20 protein-coding genes and 2 pseudogenes are annotated in these 22,560 nt (G+C 68.8%); 14 read left to right on the plus strand and 8 right to left on the minus strand.

Annotated features, from left to right (window positions below; translation table 11 throughout):
* The first annotated feature begins 46 nt into the window (after positions 1-46).
* The 5 genes from ABGI63_RS10520 to ABGI63_RS10540 all read left to right on the plus strand — a co-directional run bounded on the left by ABGI63_RS10520 (position 47) and on the right by ABGI63_RS10540 (position 5,509).
* A complete protein-coding gene (locus tag ABGI63_RS10520) occupies positions 47-1,063 on the plus strand; it encodes an NADP-dependent oxidoreductase (RefSeq protein WP_137944600.1) in 1,017 nt (338 codons plus the stop codon).
* Positions 1,063-1,536, plus strand: coding sequence for a GNAT family N-acetyltransferase (locus ABGI63_RS10525; RefSeq protein ID WP_349742367.1), 474 nt, complete (start codon positions 1,063-1,065; stop codon positions 1,534-1,536). The genes ABGI63_RS10520 and ABGI63_RS10525 overlap by 1 nt, the downstream gene beginning before the upstream one ends.
* Positions 1,533-2,429: an SDR family oxidoreductase gene (locus tag ABGI63_RS10530; protein ID WP_137944601.1), complete on the plus strand. Its 897-nt coding sequence runs from the start codon at positions 1,533-1,535 to the stop codon at positions 2,427-2,429. Before ABGI63_RS10525 ends, ABGI63_RS10530 begins: the two co-directional genes overlap by 4 nt.
* Before the next feature lie 75 nt (positions 2,430-2,504).
* Positions 2,505-4,190 carry an ATP-binding protein gene (locus tag ABGI63_RS10535; protein WP_349742368.1) on the plus strand — a complete coding sequence of 562 codons (1,686 nt, stop codon included), beginning with the start codon at positions 2,505-2,507 and terminating at the stop codon, positions 4,188-4,190.
* Positions 4,191-4,231: 41 nt separating this feature from the next.
* Positions 4,232-5,509, plus strand: coding sequence for a TIGR03862 family flavoprotein (locus tag ABGI63_RS10540; protein WP_349742369.1), 1,278 nt, complete (start codon positions 4,232-4,234; stop codon positions 5,507-5,509).
* On the opposite strand, the gene ABGI63_RS10545 is transcribed toward ABGI63_RS10540, so the two are convergent.
* Positions 5,510-7,531, minus strand: a complete 2,022-nt coding sequence (locus ABGI63_RS10545; protein WP_349742370.1) for an alpha/beta hydrolase family protein — start codon at positions 7,529-7,531, stop codon at positions 5,510-5,512.
* Positions 7,532-7,584: 53 nt separating this feature from the next.
* Entirely contained in the window at positions 7,585-8,511 is a 927-nt protein-coding gene (locus ABGI63_RS10550) for an alpha/beta fold hydrolase (protein ID WP_349742371.1), read from the minus strand.
* A 71-nt stretch (positions 8,512-8,582) separates the two neighbouring features.
* On the opposite strand from ABGI63_RS10550, the gene ABGI63_RS10555 reads away from it, so the two are divergent.
* Together ABGI63_RS10555 and ABGI63_RS10560 are read left to right on the plus strand one after the other, a co-directional pair.
* The gene (locus tag ABGI63_RS10555) at positions 8,583-9,068 is read left to right on the plus strand and encodes a GNAT family N-acetyltransferase (RefSeq protein WP_349742372.1); all 486 of its coding nucleotides are present in this window, start codon (positions 8,583-8,585) and stop codon (positions 9,066-9,068) included.
* Between the two features lie 100 nt (positions 9,069-9,168).
* Positions 9,169-10,602 carry a sensor domain-containing diguanylate cyclase gene (locus ABGI63_RS10560; protein ID WP_349742373.1) on the plus strand — a complete coding sequence of 478 codons (1,434 nt, stop codon included), beginning with the start codon at positions 9,169-9,171 and terminating at the stop codon, positions 10,600-10,602.
* On the opposite strand, the pseudogene aceE reads toward ABGI63_RS10560, so the two are convergent.
* The 3 genes and pseudogenes from aceE to ABGI63_RS10570 all read right to left on the minus strand — a co-directional run.
* Positions 10,599-12,623, minus strand: a pseudogene (gene aceE, locus ABGI63_RS10565) (pyruvate dehydrogenase (acetyl-transferring), homodimeric type); the annotation flags it as partial. The gene ABGI63_RS10560 and the pseudogene aceE sit on opposite strands and share 4 nt — an antisense overlap.
* A 54-nt stretch (positions 12,624-12,677) precedes the next feature.
* Positions 12,678-13,409, minus strand: a pseudogene (locus ABGI63_RS25865) (pyruvate dehydrogenase (acetyl-transferring), homodimeric type); the annotation flags it as partial.
* A gap of 23 nt (positions 13,410-13,432) precedes the next feature.
* A complete protein-coding gene (locus ABGI63_RS10570; RefSeq protein ID WP_349742375.1) occupies positions 13,433-14,449 on the minus strand; it encodes a 1-aminocyclopropane-1-carboxylate deaminase in 1,017 nt (338 codons plus the stop codon).
* A gap of 150 nt (positions 14,450-14,599) precedes the next feature.
* Here ABGI63_RS10570 and ABGI63_RS10575 point away from each other — a divergent pair, with 150 nt between their 5' ends.
* From ABGI63_RS10575 to bla, 4 genes are read left to right on the plus strand one after another with little or no spacing between them, the layout of a single operon-like run.
* On the plus strand, positions 14,600-15,109 hold the full coding sequence (locus tag ABGI63_RS10575) for an Lrp/AsnC family transcriptional regulator (RefSeq protein WP_262969763.1): 510 nt from the start codon (positions 14,600-14,602) through the stop codon (positions 15,107-15,109).
* Positions 15,110-15,167: 58 nt separating this feature from the next.
* On the plus strand, positions 15,168-15,572 hold the full coding sequence (locus ABGI63_RS10580) for a BlaI/MecI/CopY family transcriptional regulator (protein WP_349742376.1): 405 nt from the start codon (positions 15,168-15,170) through the stop codon (positions 15,570-15,572).
* Positions 15,569-17,389, plus strand: a complete 1,821-nt coding sequence (locus ABGI63_RS10585; protein WP_349742377.1) for a M56 family metallopeptidase — start codon at positions 15,569-15,571, stop codon at positions 17,387-17,389. Before ABGI63_RS10580 ends, ABGI63_RS10585 begins: the two co-directional genes overlap by 4 nt.
* Before the next feature lie 33 nt (positions 17,390-17,422).
* Positions 17,423-18,349, plus strand: a complete 927-nt coding sequence (bla, locus tag ABGI63_RS10590; protein ID WP_349742378.1) for a class A beta-lactamase — start codon at positions 17,423-17,425, stop codon at positions 18,347-18,349.
* A 4-nt stretch (positions 18,350-18,353) separates the two neighbouring features.
* Here bla and ABGI63_RS10595 read toward each other — a convergent pair whose 3' ends face one another.
* The 3 genes from ABGI63_RS10595 to ABGI63_RS25870 form a co-directional block, all read right to left on the minus strand.
* On the minus strand, positions 18,354-19,268 hold the full coding sequence (locus ABGI63_RS10595; protein ID WP_349742379.1) for a dienelactone hydrolase family protein: 915 nt from the start codon (positions 19,266-19,268) through the stop codon (positions 18,354-18,356).
* Positions 19,269-19,331: 63 nt separating this feature from the next.
* Positions 19,332-20,273: an integron integrase gene (locus ABGI63_RS10600; protein WP_432767396.1), complete on the minus strand. Its 942-nt coding sequence runs from the start codon at positions 20,271-20,273 to the stop codon at positions 19,332-19,334.
* Between the two features lie 12 nt (positions 20,274-20,285).
* Positions 20,286-20,438 carry a hypothetical protein gene (locus tag ABGI63_RS25870; RefSeq protein ID WP_432767397.1) on the minus strand — a complete coding sequence of 51 codons (153 nt, stop codon included), beginning with the start codon at positions 20,436-20,438 and terminating at the stop codon, positions 20,286-20,288.
* Positions 20,439-20,674: 236 nt separating this feature from the next.
* Here ABGI63_RS25870 and ABGI63_RS10605 point away from each other — a divergent pair, with 236 nt between their 5' ends.
* From ABGI63_RS10605 to ABGI63_RS10610, 3 genes are all read left to right on the plus strand, one after another.
* Positions 20,675-21,028: a hypothetical protein gene (locus tag ABGI63_RS10605; protein ID WP_349742380.1), complete on the plus strand. Its 354-nt coding sequence runs from the start codon at positions 20,675-20,677 to the stop codon at positions 21,026-21,028.
* Positions 21,029-21,484: 456 nt separating this feature from the next.
* Positions 21,485-21,796, plus strand: a complete 312-nt coding sequence (locus tag ABGI63_RS25875; protein WP_432767398.1) for a DUF5076 domain-containing protein — start codon at positions 21,485-21,487, stop codon at positions 21,794-21,796.
* Between the two features lie 95 nt (positions 21,797-21,891).
* On the plus strand, positions 21,892-22,431 hold the full coding sequence (locus tag ABGI63_RS10610; RefSeq protein ID WP_349742381.1) for a hypothetical protein: 540 nt from the start codon (positions 21,892-21,894) through the stop codon (positions 22,429-22,431).
* The last annotated feature ends 129 nt before the right edge of the window (positions 22,432-22,560 follow it).

The raw sequence follows: 22,560 nt of genomic DNA on the forward strand, positions 1-22,560 counted from the left end.
GAGCGTCCGTGATTCAATCGGCGCTCTTGCATTCGAGGAGCCCGCCATGACCGTCAACCGCCAGATCCAACTCGCGTCGCGCCCGCAGGGCGAGCCGAGCACCGACAACTTCAAGCTGGTCGAGGTGGCGCTGCCGGCGCTGGCCGAGGGCCAGGTGCTGGTGCGCAACCACTACCTGAGCCTGGACCCCTATATGCGCGGCCGCATGAACGAGGGCAAGAGCTATGCCCAGCCGCAGCCGCTCAATGAGGTGATGATTGGCGGCACGGTCGGCGAGGTGGTCGAGTCGAAGAACGCCGCCTTCAAGCCCGGCGACAAGGTGGTCGGCATGGGCGGCTGGCAGGAGTACCAGCTGGTCGATGCGAGCCAGCGCGGCGTGCTGCAGAAGGTGGACACCAGCCACATCCCGCTGTCGGCCTATCTGGGCGCGGTAGGCATGCCCGGCGTGACCGGCTGGTATGGCCTGGTCAAGATCATCAACCCCAAGGCCGGCGAGACCGTCGTCGTCAGTGCCGCCAGCGGTGCGGTCGGGGGCGCGGTGGGCCAGCTGGCCAAGGTGCGCGGCGCGCGTGCGGTGGGCATCGCCGGCGGCCCTGACAAATGCCGCCAGGTGGTCGAGGAGCTGGGCTTTGACGAGTGCATCGACTACAAGCAGCACCGTGACGTCAAGAGCCTGTCGGCCGCGCTGAAGGCGGCCTGCCCGAATGGCATCGACGGCTATTTCGAGAACGTCGGCGGCATGATTCTGGACGCGGTGATGCTGCGTGCGAACGCCTTCAGCCGCATCGCGATGTGCGGCATGATCTCCGGCTACAACGGCGAGCCGATCCCGATGAGCGCGCCCCAGCTGATCCTGGTCAACCGCATGAAGATCGAGGGCTTCATCGTCAGCGAGCATATGGAGCTCTGGCCCGAGGCGCTGAAGGAGCTGGGCGGCCTGGTGGCCACCGGCAAGCTGAAGTACCGTGAGTCGGTGGCCCAGGGCCTGGATGCCGCGCCTGAGGCCTTTCTGGGCCTGCTGAAGGGCAAGAACTTCGGCAAGCAGCTGGTCAAGCTGATCTGATGGCGATGCGCTGGCATTGCGAGCGCTTCGAGGCGCTGAGTGCATCGGCGCTCTACGCGCTGCTGTCGCTGCGGTCCCAGGTCTTTGTGCTGGAGCAGCGCTGCGTCTATCTGGACCCCGACGGGCTCGACCCACAGTGTTGGCATCTGCAGGGCCGCGGCGAGCAGGATGAGCTGCAGGCCTATGCCCGGCTGCTGCCGCCGCTGCTGAAAGGGCCGCAGCAGACGCTGCCGATGATAGGCCGCGTCGTCACCGCCAGCAGCGCGCGCGGCGCCGGCCAGGGCCGGGCGCTGATGCAGCAGGCGATCGCCGAATGCGCGCGGCTGTGGCCGGGGCAGGGCATTGACATCGGCGCGCAAGCCCATCTGCAGGGTTTCTATGCCAGCCTCGGTTTCATGCCGAGCTCGGCGCCCTATGACGAGGACGGCATCGCCCATATCGATATGAGACGCGCAGCGGGAGACCCGGCATGAAGACTTACCAGGGCCGCACGGCCGTGATCACCGGCGCCGGTTCCGGCTTCGGTCTGGAGGTGGCGCGCCTGGCCGCCGCGCGCGGCATGAATCTGGTGCTCTGCGATGTGCAGGCCGATGCGCTGGACAAGGCCGCGGCCGAGTTCGGCGATCACCCGCTGCTGGCGCGGCGGGTCGACGTGTCCAAGGCCGCCGAGATGGAGGCACTGGCGGCCGCCGTCCGGGCCCGCTTCGGCGCGCCGCACTTTGTCTTCAACAATGCCGGCGTCGGTTCCGGCGGCCTGGTCTGGGAGAACAGCCTGGCCGACTGGGACTGGGTGTTGGGCGTCAATCTGATGGGCGTGGTCCATGGCCTGCGCCTGTTCACGCCGATGATGCTGGAGGCCGCCGCCGCCGACCCGTCTTACGAGGGTCATATCGTCAACACCGCCTCGATGGCCGGCATGCTCAATGCGCCGAATATGGGCGTCTACAACGTCTCCAAGCATGCGGTGGTGTCCTTGAGCGAGACCCTCTATCAAGACCTGGCCCTGGTGACCGAGCAGATCCATTGCTCGGTGCTGTGCCCCTTCTTCGTGCCCACCGGCATCTCGCAAAGCCATCGCAACCGGCCCGGCGAGCTGGCCTCGGCGAAGCCAACGAAGAGCCAGCTGATCGGCCAGGCGATGAGCGACAAGGCGGTGTCCTCCGGCAAGATCACCGCCGCCGAGGTCGCGGCCATGGTGTTCGCGGCGCTGGACGAGGAGCGCTTCTATGTCTTCAGCCACCCGCGCTCGCTGGCCGGTGTGCAGACCCGCATGGAGGATGTGATGCAGCTGCGCAATCCGACCGACCCCTTCAAGGACAAGCCCGAGCTGGGTCAGCAGCTGAAGGCGGCGCTGCGCCAGGCGTGACATTGTTGCCGCTGGCGCGGCGCTGAACACCGGCGGTCCTGGCCGACCGACGCCCTCGGGCCGCACAATCGGGCCGTGCAGGTCCGCTCCCTTGTTCCCTTTCTCGCTCTGGCCGCCCGGCTCATGCTGCTGGGCGGGCTGCTGCTTGGCGGACTGGCGGCCCTGGCCGAGGACAGACCCTGGCTGACGGCCGAGGAGCGCGCCTGGATTGCCCAGCAGCGGGTGCTGCGGGTCGCCAGCACGCCCAGCTACGGGCCCTTCACCTTTGTCGATGCCGAGGGGCGCTTGCGCGGCCTGTCGGTCGACTATGTCTCGCGCCTCAACGAGCTCAGCGGCCTGCGCCTGGAGTTTGTCGCGCCAGAACCCTTTGCCCGCAATATGGAGGCGCTGCGCGCCGGCGAGCTGGACCTGCTGATGTCGCTGCGCGAGACGCCGGAGCGGGCCGAGTTCATGGGTTTCACCCGTCCCTATGTTTCGGTGCCGGTGGTGCTGTTGCGCCGGGTCGGCAGCGAGCGCCAGGCGCTGGTGCCGGGCGAGCCGGTCTCGGTCGGCCAGGGTTTTGCGGCGGCCGACTTCCTGCGCCAGCGCTATCCCGACAACCCGCAGCAGGTCGAGACCGACGACAAAAGCATGCTGCGCCGGCTGGCCAGTGGCGAGATCGACGCGGCCGTGATGGACCTGGCCAGCGCCACCTTCCAGATTCGCGGCGAGGGCATAGGCAATCTGCGCGTGCAGGGCGATGTCGGCTATGCCTACGAGCTGGGCATAGGCTACCGGCGCGAGCTGGCCCTGCTGGGCCGCATTCTCGACAAGACCCTGGCCCGCATCGACGCGGCCGAGCGTCAGGCCATGGTGGACCGCTGGATCTCGCTGCAGGCCGAGCGCAGCCCCTGGCAGCGCCGCCTGCTGCTGGCCGCCGCCGCGGCGCTGGCCCTGGTGCTGCTGGGTCTCGGCCTGGTGCTGCTATGGAGCCGGGCGCTGCAGCGCCAGGTGGTGGCGCGCACCGAGCAGCTGCGCGTCGAGCTGGCCGAGCGCCAGCGCCTGCAAGCCGCCGACCACGCCCGGGCGCTGGCCGAGGCCGCCAACCAGGCCAAGACCGAATTCATGTCCCAGGCCAGCCACGAGCTGCGCACGCCGCTGAACGCGGTGCTGGGTTTCGCCCAGCTGCTCGGCGGCGACGCCCAGCACCCGCTGGACGCGCTGCAGCGCGAGCGCGTCGGCCATATCGATGCGGCGGCCCGCCATCTGCTGATCCTGATCGAGGACATGATGACCCTGTCGCGCCTCGAGTCCGGCAGCCTGGCGGTGACGCCGCTGCCGCTGCAGGCCGGCCCGCTGCTGCGCCGCTGCGTCGAGCTGGCCCGGCCGGCCGCTGCCTCGGCCGGCATCGAGCTGCGACTGGACGAGGCCCCGCTGCCGCTGGCCCAGGCCGATCCGGTGCGGCTGGAGCAGGTGCTGCACAACCTGCTGTCCAACGCGATCAAGTACAACCGCCCCGGCGGCTGGGTCCAGGTGCGGGCCTGGGCCGAGCCGGCGCGCGGCCTGCTGATCCAGGTGGCCGACAACGGCCTGGGCCTCAGCGCCGAGCAACTGGCCCAGCTGTTCCAGCCCTTCAACCGTCTGGGCCGCAGCGAGCAGCAAGGCACCGGCATCGGCCTGGTGATCAGCAAGCAGCTGATGGAGCGCATGGGCGGCCAGATCCGCGTCGAGAGCCAGGCCGGCCAGGGCAGCCGCTTCATCCTGGAGCTGCAGGCGAGCTGATCTGGCACACTGCCGACCCCGCCATCCGACCGTCCGCCCCCATGCCTATTGCCCCCAACACCTCCCGCCGCGCCCTTGTGATCGGTGGCGGCCCGGCCGGGCTGATGGCGGCCGAGGCGCTGGCGGCGGCCGGTGTCGCGGTCGATGTGCATGACGCGATGCCCTCGGTGGGTCGCAAATTCCTGCTGGCCGGCAAGGGCGGGCTGAACCTGACCCACTCCGAGGCCTTCGAGCCCTTTGTGGCGCGCTTCGGCGAACGCGCCGAGGCCATCGCCCCGCTGCTCAAGCGACTCGATGGCCCGGCGTTGCGCGAGTGGGCGCAGGGCCTGGGCGTCGAGACCTTTGTCGGCAGCTCGGGCCGGGTCTTTCCGGTCGATATGAAGGCCGCACCGCTGCTGCGTGCCTGGCTGACGCGGCTGCGCGCGGCCGGCGTGCGCTTTCATCAGCGCTCGCGCTGGCTGGGTTGGGGCGAGGACGGCGCGCTGCGCTTTGCCGGCCCCGAGGGCGAGATCCAAGTGCAAGCCGATGCCGTGGTGCTGGCGCTGGGCGGGGCCTCCTGGCCGCAGCTGGGCTCGAACGGGGCCTGGGTCGAGAGCCTGGGTGCGCGCGGCGTCGAGATCGCGCCGCTGCGCGCGGCCAACTGCGGTTTTGATGTCGGTGCCACCGCCGCCCATGCGGACGGGCCGGGCTGGAGCGCCGTCTTTGCCGAGCGCTTTGCCGGCCTGCCGGTCAAGCCGGTGGCCCTGCATATCGAGGGCGCCGGCGGGCGCCGCTTCGAGCGCCAGGGCGAGTTCGTGATCACCGCCAGCGGCATCGAGGGCTCGCTGGTCTATGCGGCCAGTGCGCTGCTGCGCGACGAGATCGCCGAGCGCGGCCAGGTCACGCTGCATCTGGATCTGCTGCCGGATCGCGAGGCGGCCTTTGTCGCGGCCGAGGTCGCGCGCCCGCGCGGCCCGCGCTCGCTGTCCACCCATCTGAAAAGCCGGCTGGGCATCGAGGGACTGAAGGCCGGCCTGCTGCACGAGATGCTCAGCAAGGCCGAGTACGCCGACCCGGCCGTGCTGGCCGCGCGCCTGAAGCGCCTGCCGCTGACCCTGGTCGCGGCCCGGCCGGTGGCCGAGGCCATCAGCACGGCCGGCGGCGTGCGCTTCGAGGCCCTGGATGCCGGCCTGATGGTCAAGACCATGCCGGGCCTGTTCTGCGCCGGCGAGATGCTGGACTGGGAGGCCCCCACCGGCGGCTATCTGCTGACCGCCAGCATGGCCAGCGGCCGCGTCGCGGGGGAGGGCGCGGCGGCCTGGCTGGCGCAACAGCGCTGATCAGGGCTTGTTCAGGTGCTCGCCCAGAAAGCGCTCGACGCGGCGGGCGAAATCCACCTGGGTCGAGACCTGGCGCCAGCTGTGGCCCTCGTTGGCATAAGTGACCCATTCGGGCGGGCGGCCGGCCTCGGTTAAGGCCTGGCGCAGGCGCTCGCCATGGGCCAGCGGCACGCGCAGATCGGCCTCGCCAAAGGCCAGCAGCAGCGGCGCCTTGATGTGCCGGGCCTGGGCCAGCGGTGAGGCGGCGCTCAGCATCGCCGCATCCTTGTCGGCGTCGCCGACCAGCTCGGGCAGCATGTGGCGGCGGCCCTGGCCGCTTATATCGTCGTCGACCCACCATGAGCCCTTGAGATAGAGGAAGGGGTCGGTGATCGCGACCCAGGCGATGCCGCAGCGGTAGAGCTCGGGGTGGCGCACCAGGCCCATCAGTGTCGAGTAGCCGCCATAGCTGGCGCCGGCGATGCAGGCCCGGTCGGGGCTGGCCAGGCCTTGCTGGCGGGCCCACAGCAGCGCGTCGGCCACATCGTCCTGCATGGTCTGGCCCCATTGCTTCCAGCCGGCTCGGTAATGGGCCTCGCCATAGCCGCTGCTGCCACGGAACTCCGGCGCGATCACCAGATAGCCGCGCGAGGCCAGGAATTGCTCCATCGCCTGCCAGCGCCAATGCCCGCCGCGCACCCAGGGGCCGCCATGCACCAGCACCACGGCCGGTGCCGGCTTGCCCGGCTCGACACCGGCCGGCATGGTCAGCCAGACCGGCAGGTCACGGCCGTCGCGGGCCTTGATGCGCTCCAGCGCCACGCCGGCCATGCGCTGCGGGTCGATGTCGTCGAGCAGGCGGCTGACCGGCTGCCAGCGCTGGCTTGCCGCCTCGTAGATCCAGAGCCGGCCCGGGTCGCGGTCGGCGAAGGAGCGCACCAGCAGCACCATATCCTCGGCGCCGCAGCGGCTGCAGCTGAGCCGGTTGATGCGGCCCGGCAGGCGTTCGTCGGCCAGGGCCTGCATGCGCTTCATCGCCGGGTCGAACCAGACCGTCTGCTCGGCATCGGTCTCGACGCGCACGCCCAGCGCCCGCGAGCCGGCGCGGTCCAGCACCAGGCTGCCGCTGAAATCGAAGCCCGGGGCAGAGACCAGGGCCGGGGTCTGCGGCTTGCCGGCCTCGAAGTCGTAGCGCGTCAGCACCGCATAGCCTTCGGCACCGCTGCGCTGGGTGATGTAGAGCGTGCCACTGTCATCGACAACGCTGGGGTGGAAGGGCTCGCGCAGCAGCTCGCTCTCGACAAGCTGGCGCCACGAGTCCTGGCCCGGGCCGCGCCAGTGCAGGCTGCTGCGGCCTTCGCTGCGCACGCTTGCCAGGCGCGGCTGGCCCTTGCTGTCAAACAGCCAGCCGGTGGCATTGCGCGGCGCATCGCCCAGGCCCATGGAGCGGGTGCGCCCGTTGCGGACATTGAGCCACATCGGCGTGATGGAGAGCAGGTCGCGGCTGGAAAAATTCATCGCGCCGATGACGATCTCGTCGGGCTTGACGCCGTCCTGCTGCAGCGGCACATGCAGCAACAGGTGGTTCCATTCCAGCGCCTTGTCACGCGTGCTGCCGTCGCTGATGAAGGGCAGGCCGCGCCGGCGCACCAACATGCGAAAGTCGCTGCCATCGGCATTGATGGCGTAGAGCCCGGGGGCGGCGCGTCGGTCCTCGCCGCTGCCGGCTTCCAGGTCCAGCACGCTGAAGACCAGGCGCTCGTCGCTGACCCAGTCGAAGCGCACGATGTCGGCGTCGGAGAACAATGCCGCACGCCTGGCCTTGGGCTCGGCCTCCAGATCGATGACCGCCAGGCCGACTCGTGCCGACCCCCGCGAGGTGCTGACCGCCAGGCGCTTGCCCGAGGGCGAGAGCTTGGCTTCCAGCACCGCCGGGCGCTGGAAGAAGCGTTCCAGCGGGATCGACTGCTGCGCTTGTGCCGACGCCTGTTGCATCGACAGGGCCGCGGCGAGCGCGGCCAGACTGAGCCAGAAACTCTTCATCCATCCTCCCTGCCTGTGGCAGTTTTTTGATGGGCGAAGAATAGCCTGGGCTGTCAGTCGGCGCCCAGGAAGGCCTGCAGCCGCGCGGCCAGCGCCTCGGGCTGGTCATGGTGCAGCATATGGCCGGCGCCCTGCAGCCGCGCGCGCTGCAGCTGCGGCACCGCGCCCAGCCGGGCCTCGAAGTCCTCGCGCGGGTAGCGGTCGCCCCACCACTGGCTCATCTGCGTCTCGCTGCCCTCGACCCAGAGCACCGGCGCGCTGATGCGGCGCCAGCAGGCCAGGATCTCGGCCTTGCGGTAGAGGATGGGGTTGGCGCGCTTGTGGGCCGCATCACCGAGGATGTGCCAGGTCTTGCCCTCGGGGCCGTCCTGCTCGCGCGACCAGTGCGGCGCCAGCCAGGCGGCCTTGTCGGCGGCCAGGCGCGGGTTGGTCTTCATCAGGCGCTGGGCCACGCCGGCGAGGCTGTCGTAGTGCTTCAGGCTTTGCGGCGTCTTCAGATCGTCCAGCCACTCGATCAGGCGCGCCGGCGCCATCTCGGGCTGCGTCTCGGGCAGGCCGAAGCCTTCCAGATTGACCAGGCGGCGGATCCGCTCGGGCCGCAGCCCGGCATAGCTCATCACCACATTGCCGCCCATGCTGTGACCCAGCAGATCGACCGCCCGGGCCGGCGCGACGGCGTCCAGCAGCGCGTCGAGATCGCCCAGGTAGTCGGGGAACCAGTAGCTGTCGGCGCCGCTGGCGTCGCTGAGGCCGAAGCCGCGCCAGTCCATCGCGACGATGTGGCGCTCATCGGCCAGCGCATCGACGACGAACTGGAAGGACGCGCCCACATCCATCCAGCCATGCAGCATCAGCAGCGTCGGCCGTTCGGTGGTCGCGAGCTCGGGCCGGCCCCAGCTCAGGACGTGGTGGCGCAGGCCCCGCAAGGAGATGAACTGGCTGCGGTGCGGGCGGCGTGCGGTGTAGGCGATGGGCATCATGCGGGCGACTGTAGGACAAGCAGTGCCGGCAGGCTGTCGGCCCGGCGACAAGCTGCGTGGACAATGCGGCCATGAGCACCTACACGATACGCCCCGCCCAGAGTAGCGATGTGCCGGCCATCGCCGACCTGATCGCCGAGCTGGCCGAGTTCGAGAATCTCACGCATATGCTGCAGCTGACGGCCGACAAGCTGCACCCGCATCTGTTTGGCCCGAAGCCGGTGGTCGAGGCCCTGGTCGGCGAGATCGACGGGGAGATGGTGGGCTTCGCGCTGTTCTTCACCAACTTCAGCACCTTTCTGGCCAAGCCCGGCCTCTATCTGGAAGATCTCTATGTGCGTCCCGCGCATCGCCGCAGCGGGCTGGGCAAGGGCCTGCTGCAGCGCCTGGCGCAGATCGCCGTCGAGCGCGACTACGGCCGCTTCGACTGGACCGTGCTGGACTGGAACGAGGACGCGATCCGCTTCTACGAGAAGATGGGCGCCAGCGTGCTGCCCGAGTGGCGCATCTGCCGCATGACCGGCGAGGCCTTGAGCTCGTTCGCGGCCCGCCGCTGACCCCTCGCAACGGGGGATCAAAAGAGGGCCCCGGCAGGCCGCGACCGTCATAGACTGAGGCATAGCGACCAGGGAGCGGTCAGTTTTCAACGGTGGCCCTATGCAAGCAGGCCAGGCGCGTGAATTCTGGGGGCATCTCTCGACCGAGCCGGCCGGGCCGCGCGAGTTCCGCGCCGCGCTGGGCCTTGTCGCCCTGTCGGCCATGGTCTTCGTGGCGGCGCTTCCCTTTGCCGCCACGCCGCTGGCCAAACTGCCCGCCTTCATCCCTATCTATGTCACCGCGCTGGTGATCTGCGATCTGATCACGGCTGTGCTGCTGTTCAGCCAGTACCGGGCCTTGCAGTCGCTGGAACTGCTGATCCTGGGCGGCGGCTATCTCTTCACCGCCGCCGCCACCGCTGCCTATGCGCTGATCTTCCCGGGCCTGTTCGCCGCGACGGGCTTGCTGGGCTCGGGGCCGCAGACCTCGTCGGCCCTGTATATGTTCTGGCATGGCGGTTTTCCGCTGATGGTGATGGCCTATGCGATGGCCAAGACCAGCGGCCCCGGTCGGCCGCGCTTCAGCCGTGCGCGGCGCCTGCGGGCACTGATTGGCATCGTCCTGATGGTGGTGCTGGTGCTGGCCCTGGTGGCCGGATTCACGGCTTTTGCGACCGCAGCGCACGAGCGTCTGCCGGTGTTTCTGCAGGGGGACCGGACCACCGCTGCCGGGCGAGCCTTCCTGCTGGGCGTCTGGACCCTGAGCGTGCTGGCGCTGGCCATGGTCTGGTGGCGCCGGCCGCGCACGGTGCTCGATGTCTGGCTGCTGGTGGTGATGGCCGTGTGGCTGTTCGACCTGGCGCTGGCGGCCATCCTGAACACCGGCCGCTACGACCTGGGCTGGTATGCCGGCCGCATCTACGGCCTGCTGGCGGCCGGCTTTCTGCTGATCGTGCTCCTGAGCGAGAACGCCCGGCACTATGCGCGGCTGGTGCGGCTGTCGGCCGATCTGAGCGCGGCCAACGACCAGCTCTGGCAGCTGTCGCAGCAGGACGGGCTGACCGAGCTGGCGAACCGGCGCGCCTTCGATCGCTATCTGGCCGAGCAGATGGCGGTGGCGGTGCGCCACAAAAGAGCCCTGGCCCTGGTGCTGATCGATGTCGACCACTTCAAGGCCTATAACGACCACTACGGCCATCATGCCGGCGACCAATGCCTGAAGCGGCTGGCGGCAGCGCTGCAGGCCTGCTGCCGCCGGCCGGCTGACATGGCCGCGCGCTACGGCGGCGAGGAGTTCGCGCTGATACTGCCGGACACCGACCTGGCGGGCGCCCGGCACACCGCCGAAGCCGCCCGGACCGCGGTCGCGGCCCTGGGCATCGAGCACGGAAGCTGCTCCACCGGCCCGCGCGTCAGTGTCAGCATCGGCCTGGCCGTGGTCGACCCGTCACAATCAATGACGATGGCACAGCTGATCATGGCCGCCGACGGCGCGCTCTACCGGGCCAAGGACGGCGGCCGCGACCGTGTCGTTGCCGGGCCGCCGGGCCGCTAGGTCGGCGCCATCGACACCAGCGCGGCCAGACGGCTCTGCTCGCAGGCGTTCTCGGCCTTGCAGACTTCCTGGACCGCGCGCAGGCCGGCCTGCACGATGGCGGCGGCGTCGACCTCGAAATGCGCGCGCAGCTCGGCGCGCGAATCGCTGCGGCCGAAGCCGTCGGTGCCCAGGGTCAGGTAGCGCCGCCCCGGCGGCAGGTAGGCGCGCACCAGTTCGGGCAGCGCGCGCACATAGTCGCTGGCCGCAATGATGGGGCCGCTGCTGGCGCGCAGCTGCTGTTCCAGCCAGCTGTCGACCGCCGGCTTCAGGCCGTGGCGCCACAGCCGCTCCTGCTCCGCGCCCTCGCGCGCCAGTTCGATATAGCTGGTGACGCTCCAGACATCGGCGGCGATGCCATGCTGTTCCTCCAGTTGGGCCGCGGCCTTCAGCACCTCGCCCATGATGGCGCCGCTGCCAAACAGCTGCACCCGCTGCGGCAGCGCGGCCGGGCCGCTGCGCAGCCGGTAGATGCCGCGCAGCACGCCGGCATGGTCGGCCTCGGGCAGGCTGGGGTTGACGACGTTCTCGTTGGTGACGGTCAGGTAGTAGAACTCGTCGACCTGCTGCTCCAGCATGCGGCGCATGCCGTGGTCGATGATGAGGGCCAGCTCGCCGGCGAAGGCCGGGTCATAGGCGCGGCAGTTCGGCACGGTGGAGGCGAACAGCGGGCTGTGGCCGTCCTGGTGTTGCAGGCCTTCGCCGCCCAGCGTGGTGCGGCCGGCGGTGGCGCCGATCAGGAAGCCGCGCGCGCGCTGGTCGGCCGCGGCCCAGATCAGGTCGCCGACCCGCTGGAAGCCGAACATGCTGTAGAAGATGTAGAAGGGCAGCATGGCCAGCCCGTGCGTCGAGTAGCTGGTGGCCGCCGCCGTCCATGACGACAGCGCGCCGGCCTCGCTGATGCCCTCTTCGAGAATCTGCCCGCTCTTGTCCTCGCGGTAGGCCAGCATCGAGCCGGCGTCCTCGGGCTGGTAGAGCTGGCCGAAGGGGGCGTAGATGCCGACCTGGCGGAACAGGCTGGCCATGCCGAAAGTGCGTGCCTCGTCGGCGACGATGGGCACGATGCGCGGGCCCAGGCGCTGGTCCTTGATCAGCGCCGCCAGCTGGCGCACAAAGGCCATCGTCGTGCTCATGCTCTTGCCGTCGGCTTGCAGCGCGAAGCCGGCCGTCTCGGCAAGACCTGGCACCGGCAGCGGCGGCGCCAGCGTCGCGCGGGCCGGCAGAGAGCCGCCGAGCGCCGCGCGGCGCGTCTGCAGATAGCGCATCTCGGCGCTGTCCTCGGCCGGCTTGTAGAAGGCCGCCTCGGCCACCTGGGCGTCGCTGAGCGGCAGCGCAAAGCGCTCGCGAAAAGCCAGCAAATCGTCCGTGCCGAGTTTCTTCTGCTGGTGCGAAGTCATGCGGCCCTGGCCGGCGGTGCCCATGCCATAGCCCTTCATGGTCTTGGCCAGCACGACGGTGGGCTGGCCGCGATGAGCGCGGGCGCGCGCGAAGGCGGCGTGGATCTTGACCGGATCATGGCCGCCGCGGCGCAGCCGGTCTATGTCCTCGTCGGCCAGGTGGGCGACCAGGGCCTGCAGCTCGGGCGACTGGCTGAAGAAGCTGCGGCGGTTGAAGGCGCCGTCGTTGGCGCTCAGCGTCTGGAACTCGCCGTCCACGGTGCGCGCGAAGGCCCGCGCGATCGCATGAGTCTCGTCGCGCGCCAGCAGCTCGTCCCACTCGGAGCCCCACAGGCATTTGACGACATGCCAGCCGGCGCCGGCGAACAGCGCTTCCAGCTCGTCGACGATGCGGCCATTGCCGCGCACCGGGCCGTCCAGGCGCTGCAGATTGCAGTTGATCACGAAGACGCAGTTGTCGAGGTTCTCGCGCGCGGCCAGGGTCAGCGCGGCGATCGACTCCGGTTCGTCCATCTCGCCGTCGCCGAAAAAGCCCCAGACCTTGCGCTGCTCGGTGGCCTGCAGGCCGCGGTCGGCCAGATAGCGCNTCACGAAGACGCAGTTGTCGAGGTTCTCGCGCGCGGCCAGGGTCAGCGCGGCGATCGACTCCGGTTCGTCCATCTCGCCGTCGCCGAAAAAGCCCCAGACCTTGCGCTGCTCGGTGGCCTGCAGGCCGCGGTCGGCCAGATAGCGCATGAAGCGGGCCTGGTAGATCGCATTGATCGGGCCTATGCCCATGGACCCGGTCGGGAACTGCCAGAACTCCGGCATCAGATAGGGGTGCGGGTAGGAGCTGAGTCCCTGGATCCCCTGCTTCTGCGCGCTGAGTTCCTGGCGGTAGTGGCGCAGTGCGTCCTCATCGAGTCGGCCCTCCAGAAAGGCGCGCGCATAGACGCCCGGCGCCGAATGCGGCTGGAAATACACCAGATCGGCCCCCTGCGGCGCTGCGGGGCCGCGGAAGAAATGCTGGAAGCCGACCTCGAACAGATCGGCCGCCGAGGCGTAGCTGGCGATGTGCCCGCCGAGCTCGCCGTGCGCGGCATTGGCGCGCACCACCATCGCCAGTGCGTTCCAGCGCAGCATGGCCGAGAGCCGCTGCTCGATGGCCAGGTCGCCGGGGTAGGGCGGCTGCTGGGCCAGCGGCACGCTGTTCAGATAGGGCGTGACGGCGGCCGGCCGCCAGGGCAGCTGCTGCTGGCGCGCATGCGCCAGCAGGCCGTCCAGCAGGGCCGCCGCACGTTCGCGGCCTTCATGCGGCCCCCAGGCGGCGAGCAGGCCGTCCAGCGCCGCACACCACTCCTGAAGTTCCTCGTCGACATCGGTCGGGTGCATGCGCTGGCTCCTGTCTGCTGATGTCAACCGTTGCGGAAGAGGAAGCTGTAGGCGTTCAATGCGGGGACGCCGCCCAGGTGGGCGTAGAGCACCCGCGAGCCTGCGGGGAACTCGCCCTTGCGCACCATGTCGATCATTCCCTGCATCGACTTGCCCTCGTAGACCGGGTCGGTCAGCATGCCCTCGGTGCGCGCACACAGGCGTATCGCTTCCAGCGTGCCCTCGCTGGGCAGGCCGTACTCGGGCCCGCCGTAGCGGGTGTCCAGCACCACGTCGGCGGCCACGATGGGCCGGCCCAGCTCGACCAGCTCGGCGGTGTGCTGGGCGATGCGCAGGATCTGTGCATGGGTCTGTGCCGGCTTGGCCGAGGCGTCGATGCCGATCACCTTGTCGGCGCGGCCGTCGGCCGCGAAGCCCACCACCATGCCGGCCTGCGTGCTGCCGGTCACCGAGCAGACGACGATGTAGTCGAACTTGAAGCCCAGCTCGGCTTCCTGCGCGCGCACCTCCTCGGCGAAGCCGACGAAGCCCAGGCCGCCGTAAGGGTGCTCGGAGCAGCCGGCCGGGATCGGGAAAGGCTTGCCGCCGCGCGCCTTCACATCGTCCATCGCCTGCTGCCAGCTCGGGCGGATGCCGATGTCGAAGCCGGCCGCGTCCAGGCGCACATCGGCGCCCATGATGCGCGACATCTCGATATTGCCGACCCGGTCGTAGACCGCGTCCGAGTAGTTGACCCAGTTCTCCTGCACCAGCACGCACTTCATGCCCAGATGGGCGGCGACGGCCGCGACCTGGCGGGTCTGGTTGGACTGGATGCCACCGATCGAGACCAGGGTGTCGTAGCCGCCGGCGATGGCCTCGGGGATCAGGTACTCCAGCTTGCGGGTCTTGTTGCCGCCGAAGGCCAGGCCGCTATTGCAGTCCTCGCGCTTGGCATAGAGCTCCACCTCGCCGCCGAGCGCAGCGCTCAGGCGCTTCAGCGGCTGGATGGGCGAGGGGCCGAAGGTCAGCGGGTGGCGGGGGAAACGTTGCAGATTCATGTGAAGACTCCGGGGAGAGAGGGAAGAGCTTGGCTGCGCTGGGAATGTTAGGAAGAATGCCTGTACACAGGGTTGCAAAGATTGATGGGCTGGCAAACTTCTTGCTGACTGTTTGCTCATGATGTGGCTTCCTATTGCTGGATAATTGAATTGAGCACAACAAAAGTTCGTGGCCAGGCGAAGCTCGCGGCCCCCGAGGCGATCGCGCTGGATCGCACCGACAAGACGCTGTTGCGCGCGCTGCAGCGCGACGCCTCGATCTCGAATGTGGCGCTGGCCGAGAAGGTGCATCTGAGCCCGCCGGCCTGCCTGCGCCGGGTCGAGCGCCTGCGCCGCGCCGGTCTGATACGCGCGACCGTGGCCCTGCTGGACCCACCGGCGCTGGATGCCGGCATGCTGGTCATCATCGGCGTGGTGCTGGACCGCTCGACGCCGGAGTCCTTCGCCGCCTTCGAGAAGTCCGCCGCCAAGATCTCCGGCTGCATGGAATGCCATGTCGTGACCGGCGAGTTCGACTACTTCATGATGCTGCGCACCAAGGACAGCGACAGCTTCAACCGCCTGCATGCCGAGCAGCTGCTCTATCTGCCGGGCGTGCGGCAGATCCGCAGCTTCATGGTGCTCAAGCAGGTGCTGTCGACGACGGAGATTCCCTTGTAGCGTCATGTTCAGAATAAAAGTTCTAGACAATGTTTTCTAGAAAAGTTATTCTGAATTCATGGCTCGTTCATCATCACTCCCCAAACCCACCGCCGCCGAGCTGGATCTGCTGCGCGTCATCTGGCGCGAAGGGGCTTGCACGGCCCGCCAGGCGCATGAGGCGCTGAAGCTCGAGCGGCCCGAGATCACCGAGGCCAATGTGCTGCGCCAGCTGCAGCTGATGCACAGCAAGGGCCTGCTGACGCGCGACGAGGGCCAGCGCCCGCAGGTCTACGCGGCCGCCCACGCGCAGCACAAGCTGCAGCAGCAGCTGCTCAAGGACATGGTCTCCAAGCTCTTCGGCGGCTCCGGCAAGGCCCTGGTGATGGCCGCGCTGAAGACCCAGGTCAGCTCGCAGGAGCGCGACGAGATCGCGCAGCTGCTGAGCCAGGGCGATGCGGCCGGCAAAGGCAAGCGCTCATGAGCGGCACGGGCTGGACCCTCTGGGGGCAGCCGCTCAGCGACACCTTGCTGCAGCTGCTGTGGCAGCTCGGTGTGCTGGGCGCGCTGGCCGCGCTGTTGCTGCACATGCTGCGCCACAGCGCCGCCCGCCTGCGCTATGCGGTGTGCGCCGTGGCCCTGCTGCTGAGCCTGCTGCTGGCGGCGCTGCAGTTCGGGGCGCGCTGGGCCGAGGCGCAGACCCCGCCGGCCACACCGGCGGCGCAGCCGCTCTGGGGCGGCGGCGCGCTCAAGGCCCAGAGCCACGGCGGCGTGCAGTCACAACAGGCCGAGGAGCCCGATCGCTGGGCGACGCAGACGCCCTGGCGCCAGGGCCTGGCCTGGGCCTGGTTGCTGGGCGTCGCGCTGATGAGCTTGCGCCTGCTTGCCGGCCTGGCCTGCGTCGCGCGCTGGCGCCGCCGCAGCCGGCCCGCGCCGGCGCTGTGGCAGACCCGCCTGGATCAGCTGGCCCGCCGCATGGGCCTGGGCCCGTCGGTGGCGCTGCGCGTGCTGCCCGCCGCGGTCGACGTGGCCGCCGGTCCCTTCACCGTCGGCTGGTGGCGGCCGGTCGTGCTGCTGCCGGCCGGCCTGCTGACGGGCCTGCCGGCGCCGCTGCTGGAGGCCTTGCTGGCGCACGAGCTGGCCCATGTGCGGCGCTGGGACTATCTGGCCCATCTGCTGCAGAAGGTGGTGGAGGCCTTGCTGTTCTTCCACCCCGTCATCTGGTGGCTGTCGCGGCGGCTGCGGATCGAGCGCGAGCTGGTGGCCGACGCGCTGGCGGCCGAGCAGCTCGGCGCGCCGCGCCAGCTGGCCGAGGCCTTGCAGGCGCTGGCGCTCGGTCCGCAGGCGCCGGCGCTGGCTGCGGCGGCCCAGGGCGGAGAACTGCTGCAGCGGGTGCACGCCCTGGTCCGGCGCGCGCCGCCGGCCGGGGAGGGGCCGCGGCTGCTGTCCGCGCTGCTCTTGCTGGGCCTGCTGGCCGGCGTGCTGCCGCTGGCCGGCGTGCGCAACGCCACGGCGCAGGCCGGCGTGGCAAGCGCAGTCCCTGCCAGCGCCGGCCCTCACTTGCCCACCAACCTGGCGCTGGCCTCCAGCCATGCGCTGGTGCTGGATGCCGATTCCGGCGAGGTGCTGCTGGCGCGCAACGCGCAGCAGGCGGTGCCGATTGCCTCGATCAGCAAGCTGATGACGGCCCTGGTGGTGCTGGACGCGGGGCAGGACCTGCAGCAGCAGCTGAGCGTCTCGCGCGAGGATGTGCGGGCCAGCCCCTTCAGCAGCGCGTCGCTGCGGCCGGGCCAGCGGCTGAGCCGCGAGGCGGCCCTGACCTTGATGCTGCAGTCCTCCGACAACCGCGCCGCCCAGCTGCTGGCGCGCCACTATCCGGGCGGCCTGGCCGCCTTCGAGCAGGCCACGCAGGACAAGGCCCGCAGCCTGGGTCTGCAGACGGCAGAGTTGCGCCACCCGACCGGCGTGCCGTCCAGCAGCCGGGCCAGCGCCGCCGATGTGGCCCGTCTGCTCGAGGCCGCCGCCAGCGAGCCGCTGATACGGCAAGCCGCCGGCGCGGCGCGGGCCCGCGTGCTGGTCGATGGCAGGCCGACGGAATCCCTCCACAGCAACCCGCTGGTCGGCGCCCCCGGCTGGCCCATGCTGCTGGCCAAGACCGGCTTCACACAGGCGGCCGGGCGCTGCGTGGCCCTGCAGATGCGCCTGCAGGGGCGGCGTCTGAGCGTGGTCCTGCTGGGGGCGCCGGACGCCGCGCAGCGCGAGGCCGATCTGGAGCGCATCCGCGCTGCGCTGCAGGGCTGAGCCAAGAACATCTATCCCGTGGAACCAATACCGATGAACAAGCTCTCTCGTCGCCAACTCTTGCTGCAGGCCGGCGCCTCCTCGCTGCTGCTGGGCGGCCTGCCCGGCGTCGCCAATGCCGTGGTGACGGCCCATGCCCCCTTTGCCGCGCTGGAACACAGGGCCGGCGGCCGGCTCGGCGTGGCCGTGCTGGACTGCGCCGATGGCGTGCTGATCGGCCACCGCTGGCAGGAGCGCTTTGCGCTGTGCTCCACCTTCAAGCTGCCGCTGGCCGGCGTGGTGCTGCGCGAGGCCGACCAGGGTCGGCTGCAGCTCGATCGGCCGCTGCGCTACGGGCCGGCCGATATGGTGCCCCATGCCCCCGTCACGTCCAAGCATCTGGCGGCCGGCCGCATGAGCATCGCCGCGCTGGCCGAGGCCACGCAGACCACCAGCGACAACGTCGCCGCCAATCTGCTGCTGCGCGAGCTCGGCGGCCCGGCCGGCCTGACGGCCAGGCTGCGTGAGCTGGGCGATGACGAGACCCGGCTGGACCGCTACGAGCCGCAGATGAATGTGGTCGATGTGGTCCACGCCGGCGAGCTCAGGGACACCAGCACGCCGCTGGCGATGGCCCGTACGACCGACCGGCTCTTGAATTCCGATTGGCTGGCGCCGGCCTCGCGCGAGCGGCTGGCCCGGTGGATGATCGCGACCGACACCGGCCTGAAGCGCCTGCGCGCCGGTTTCCCGCCGGGCTGGAAGGCCGGCGACAAGACCGGCACCTTCACGGGCCCGGGCATTGCCGACAAGCTCAACGATGTCGCGATCGCCTGGCCCCTCGGCCGTTCGCCGCTGATCGTGTCGGCCTACTACGAAGGCCCGGGCCAGCACGATCGCATGCGCGATCAGGACCAGGCGGTGCTGGCCGAGGTCGGACGGCTGGCGGCGGCCTGGTGGCTCTCGCGCCAGCCGCGCTGAACCCTCAGCGCAAGGTCCGGTTGAACAGGGCCAGTGTGCGCGCCCAGGCCTGCTGCGCGGCATTGGCGTCGTAGCGCGGCGTGGTGTCGTTGTTGAAGCCGTGCTGGGTGCCGGCGTACTTGAAGGCCTCGTGCTTGGTGCCGGCGCTTTTCAGTGCGGCCTCGTAAGCGGGCCAGGCGGCGTTGATGCGCTCGTCGTTCTCGGCAAAGATGATCAGCAGCTCGGCCTTGATCTGGCCCACCTGCTCCGTCGCGGCCGGCGCGCCGTAGAAGGCCGTGCCGGACTGCAGCTCGGGCAGCCGCGTGGCCAGGAAGTTCACCATGCCGCCGCCATAGCAGAAGCCCACCGCGCCGAGCTTGCCATTGCCGCCGGTGACCGTGCGGGCAAAGCCGGCGGCGGCGACGAAGTCCTCGCGCGTCTTGGCCTGGTCGAGCGTGGCGAACAATGTGCGGGCCTTGTCCTCGTCGCCCGGATAGCCGCCCAGCGGGAACAGCGCATCGGGCGCGACCGCGATGAAGCCGTCCAGCGCCAGGCGCCGCGCGATGTCCTCGATATGCGGATTCAGGCCGCGGTTCTCGTGGATCACCAGCACCACCGGCAGCGGGCCCGGCGCCTGGGCCGGCCGCGTCACGTAGGCGCGCACCTTGCCATAGCCGGCCGGCGATGCGAACTCGACGAACTCGGCCTTGACCCGCGCATCGCCCGGCGCCACCTTCTGCGCCTGTGCGAAGTCCGGGCTCAGCGCCGCCAGCAGCGCCGCTGCGGTGGTGCCGCTGGCCAGCGCGAAGCGCGCCGCCCGGTCCAGAAAGCCGCGGCGGTCGATGTCGCCATGCACATACTGGTCGAACAGGCACCACAGCTCGGGGTCGAACTGGGCGGGGTTGAGGGCGGGCGCGGTTGCGACGGCTGCTGTTGGCATTGCTTCGTGATTCATGGCTGAGAAACCTCGGCGTGTTGACGACAGGATGGGCGAGGCTGCCTTTTACACCGCTCGGCCGGACGGCGTGAGTCCCGGGGTTTCCCGCAGGCGGCCGGGCGGCAGCAGCGCATCAAGCGGGCTGCGCACGGCGGCGCCGCCGACCTTGAGCACATGGGTGTAGATCATGGTCGTGGCGACGTCGGCGTGGCCCAGCAACTCCTGAACCGTGCGGATGTCGTAGCCGGCCTGCAGCAGATGGGTGGCGAAGCAGTGGCGCAGCGTGTGCGGCGTGGCCGGCTTGGCGAGGGCGGCTGCGATCAGCGCACGCTTGAAGGCCCGCTGAAAGGTCTGGTCGTAGAGATGGTGGCGGCGGATCACGCCGCTGCGGGGATCGGTGGACAGATGGTCTTGCGGGAAGACCCAGAACCACGCCCAGCTGTGCCCTGCTCTGGGGTACTTGCGCTCCAGTGCATGCGGCATCTCCACGCCGCTCTGGCCGGACGCAGCATCGGCGGCCCAGAGCCGGTGCGCATCAGCGAGCTGGGCGCGCAACTCGGCATGCAGGGTCTGCGGCAGCATCACCACGCGGTCCTTGCCGCCCTTGCCCGAGCGCACGATCAGCGCCTGGTGCTCGAAGTCCAGATCCTTCACGCGCAGTTGCAGGGCCTCGCTGATGCGCAGCCCGGTGCCATAGAGCAGCTTGGTCAACAGCAGATGCTCGCTGCCGCCGTCGGCAGCAGCAGCCGCCGCCATCTGCGCGAACAAGGCCTGCACTTCTTCGACCGACAAGACCACCGGCAGGCGTCGCTGCGTCTGCGGCCGGCCGATCTCGGCCATCCAGGGCAGGCTCAGGCCCAGCACCTTGTCATAGAGAAAGAGTAGGGCGGACAGCGCCTGCCTGTGGGTGGACGGTGCCAGGCCGCGATCGGCGGCCAGATAGGCTAGAAAAGCCTCCACCTCGGCCCCGCCCATCTCGGCCGGGTGGCGCAGGCCGTGCCAGCGCACGAAGGCGCGATATCAGAACACATAGGCCTCCTCGGTGCGCCGGCTGTAGTGCAGATAACGTATGCGTTCACGCAACTGGTCCAGCAGCTTGGTCGACCGCAGCGGCGGCAGGGCCGCCGTCGCCCCGTGCGCCGCCGACGGCCTCAGGGTTTTGCGTGCTGGCAACGACCCGGGCGATGATGGCAACATAAAGCCTCCAAGCCCCGGCGCAGAGAACAGAGGTAAGACGCACAAAACAAGCCGCCGGACTTGCAGGAAATTTAGTGCTGTATGCGCATACAGTCAAAGGGAGAAAATGAAATCACAGCAAAGACTTGGACGGCATCTGCTGCCCGATGTTATTCAGCACGTCCCGGCGTTAGGGCGCAGTGCCTGTCTCCCTACAACACGTTAGGCGTCACATGGACGAACTGGTCGCGTTTAGAGATGAGGTGGCGAGGCGCGGTGGCAGCACTGCCGAAGCCGACCGCTTGGTCGAGCGAATTGCACTTTCCGAGAATGAAGCACTGCTTCCTCCACTCTTCGCGCGCCTGGACGCGGCGTCCGATCAGCTTGGATGGTTTCGTGACTGCGACTACGCGGCAGTCGCGCTTCAGGCTGCATTGGCGCAGGCCAGCTCACCGAGCATCCACAATGCAATGCTTGGCTTCGCTCTAGAGCGAGCTAGATGGTGCGCTAGTTGCGCGACCGCTGGGGGCGAAGGCTTAGCCCGTTCCATTCACGTTCACGAGCTCGAAGCGGTGGCGAGAAAATGACGCCTAACCTGTCGCTCGAGCCGACTCGCGTCGGCAAGCAGCCGCTCGCGGCTCAGCTTCAACGTTGAGCAGCAAAGAGTACAGGTTATGCCGTCGCCCTCTACCCTTCTCTATCTGGAGCGCCCGTGGTCGGACGCGGTCCGAGAGGATGCATCCGCAAGTAGCGCAGCGTTTCTCATGGGCCTTCGCTATCCAGGGCCCTACTGGGTTGAACGGGCTATTCAGTGGGCAGAGCAGGGGTGCCCGCTGACTGCGGAGGCAGCTCACGAATTGCAGCGAATCGCGGGCAGTTCTACGAAGCAGTTCCCGCAGCAAGTTCGTCAGCGTGCCGCAGCGGCGCTTCGCCTATCGCAGGCCAACCTCGCTGCCCAACCGGTCGCTCCAGCGGACGGCTTCGCCGCCCGCTGAGCTTCGACGTTCAACAGCAAGAAAAACCGCTGGAGCTAGCACCGCACTATGAGGACACTTGTCATCCCCCCATCCGCGCAGCGGGACGAAAACTCCGTGCAGATGCTTAGCGCATGGATCGCAGAGCAGGGGCTTCACTGCACACTGAATGTTGGGTTCTTTGAAGCTGCTGGGCACGCTGAGGCTAAGGCCTGGGGAATTCTTCTGGCCGACCTTGTGAGACACATCGGCAATGCAGTAGCTGAAAATCGTGGCACGCCAGCGAGCGAGACAGTTGCGGCTGTCATTGCCTCCATGCATGCGGAACTCGATTTGCCTTCGTCGGGCGCGGTCGGCGAGTTTCATGTTGGCCATGCATAGTCCCGCACTTCACTCACCGCACTCCTTGCGGTTGAACCTGTCGTTCGAGCGGACCGCCTTCGGCGTCCACTCACCTCTACGTTAGACCGCACACCATGAGCACCGTCTATCGGTTCATCGAAGACCCTGCGGCTACGAGCTCTGTGCGCCAGTGGTTCAAAGCTTTGCCCGTGCCTCCAGAAGAAACCGAGACTGATCGAGCTATCGTTCTTTACTTTCGTGCCTTCGGCCAGCTTGCATACACCGCAGCTGGCGCGATTGACCCCAAAGCCTCACCCGTTGTAATGCTCTATCTGCCACGTGAAGTACGTGGAGCATTGTGGTCTGTCGGCGAAGTTCACTTTCTCTCGTCAGCATTGAAAGCAAGTTTCCCAGAGCTACACAAAATCAATACGGCATTCGCCAAGTGGTTACGGCAATTCGAGACTGTGTTCTCAAACAAGCCTGGTGGGCCGAGCGACTGGAATTACTATCTTGAAGGCTATGTGAAGAACTACGACCCACCGGTTTTTGGTCTTCCGAGCGGCTACCACGCCATTCAAAATGGTCAGTACTTCATCTCTGACGGAGAGAGCGATGCAGTCGTTGATAGAGTGTGTTCGTCTCTCAGACTTCGTGGGGTCGATTGTGCGTAATCGGTCTAACACTACAGTCGAGCGGGACAGCCACAAGCTGCGCTTTTGGTTCCCTCCGCTTCGCTCCGGCTGCCCCTCACTTCCACGTTAAAGCGCAATGTCCGAATCCTTCGCCGCCGAGATTCATCT

Origin of the sequence: Roseateles cavernae, assembly GCF_040187885.1 — a bacterium.
In the GTDB taxonomy this organism is placed as follows: domain Bacteria; phylum Pseudomonadota; class Gammaproteobacteria; order Burkholderiales; family Burkholderiaceae_C; genus Roseateles_E; species Roseateles_E cavernae.

Excerpts from the sequence above, each read along its gene's own strand:
- ABGI63_RS10520 (WP_137944600.1), top strand. The coding sequence starts at position 47 with ATGACCGTCAACCGCCAGATCCAACTCGCGTCGCGCCCGCAGGGCGAG.
- ABGI63_RS10525 (WP_349742367.1), top strand. The coding sequence starts at position 1,063 with ATGGCGATGCGCTGGCATTGCGAGCGCTTCGAGGCGCTGAGTGCATCG.
- ABGI63_RS10530 (WP_137944601.1), top strand. The coding sequence starts at position 1,533 with ATGAAGACTTACCAGGGCCGCACGGCCGTGATCACCGGCGCCGGTTCC.
- ABGI63_RS10540 (WP_349742369.1), top strand. The coding sequence starts at position 4,232 with ATGCCTATTGCCCCCAACACCTCCCGCCGCGCCCTTGTGATCGGTGGC.
- ABGI63_RS10545 (WP_349742370.1), bottom strand. The coding sequence starts at position 7,531 with ATGAAGAGTTTCTGGCTCAGTCTGGCCGCGCTCGCCGCGGCCCTGTCG.
- ABGI63_RS10550 (WP_349742371.1), bottom strand. The coding sequence starts at position 8,511 with ATGATGCCCATCGCCTACACCGCACGCCGCCCGCACCGCAGCCAGTTC.
- ABGI63_RS10555 (WP_349742372.1), top strand. The coding sequence starts at position 8,583 with ATGAGCACCTACACGATACGCCCCGCCCAGAGTAGCGATGTGCCGGCC.
- ABGI63_RS10560 (WP_349742373.1), top strand. The coding sequence starts at position 9,169 with ATGCAAGCAGGCCAGGCGCGTGAATTCTGGGGGCATCTCTCGACCGAG.
- ABGI63_RS10570 (WP_349742375.1), bottom strand. The coding sequence starts at position 14,449 with ATGAATCTGCAACGTTTCCCCCGCCACCCGCTGACCTTCGGCCCCTCG.
- ABGI63_RS10580 (WP_349742376.1), top strand. The coding sequence starts at position 15,168 with ATGGCTCGTTCATCATCACTCCCCAAACCCACCGCCGCCGAGCTGGAT.
- ABGI63_RS10585 (WP_349742377.1), top strand. The coding sequence starts at position 15,569 with ATGAGCGGCACGGGCTGGACCCTCTGGGGGCAGCCGCTCAGCGACACC.
- bla (WP_349742378.1), top strand. The coding sequence starts at position 17,423 with ATGAACAAGCTCTCTCGTCGCCAACTCTTGCTGCAGGCCGGCGCCTCC.
- ABGI63_RS10595 (WP_349742379.1), bottom strand. The coding sequence starts at position 19,268 with ATGCCAACAGCAGCCGTCGCAACCGCGCCCGCCCTCAACCCCGCCCAG.
- ABGI63_RS10605 (WP_349742380.1), top strand. The coding sequence starts at position 20,675 with ATGGACGAACTGGTCGCGTTTAGAGATGAGGTGGCGAGGCGCGGTGGC.
- ABGI63_RS25875 (WP_432767398.1), top strand. The coding sequence starts at position 21,485 with ATGAGGACACTTGTCATCCCCCCATCCGCGCAGCGGGACGAAAACTCC.
- ABGI63_RS10610 (WP_349742381.1), top strand. The coding sequence starts at position 21,892 with ATGAGCACCGTCTATCGGTTCATCGAAGACCCTGCGGCTACGAGCTCT.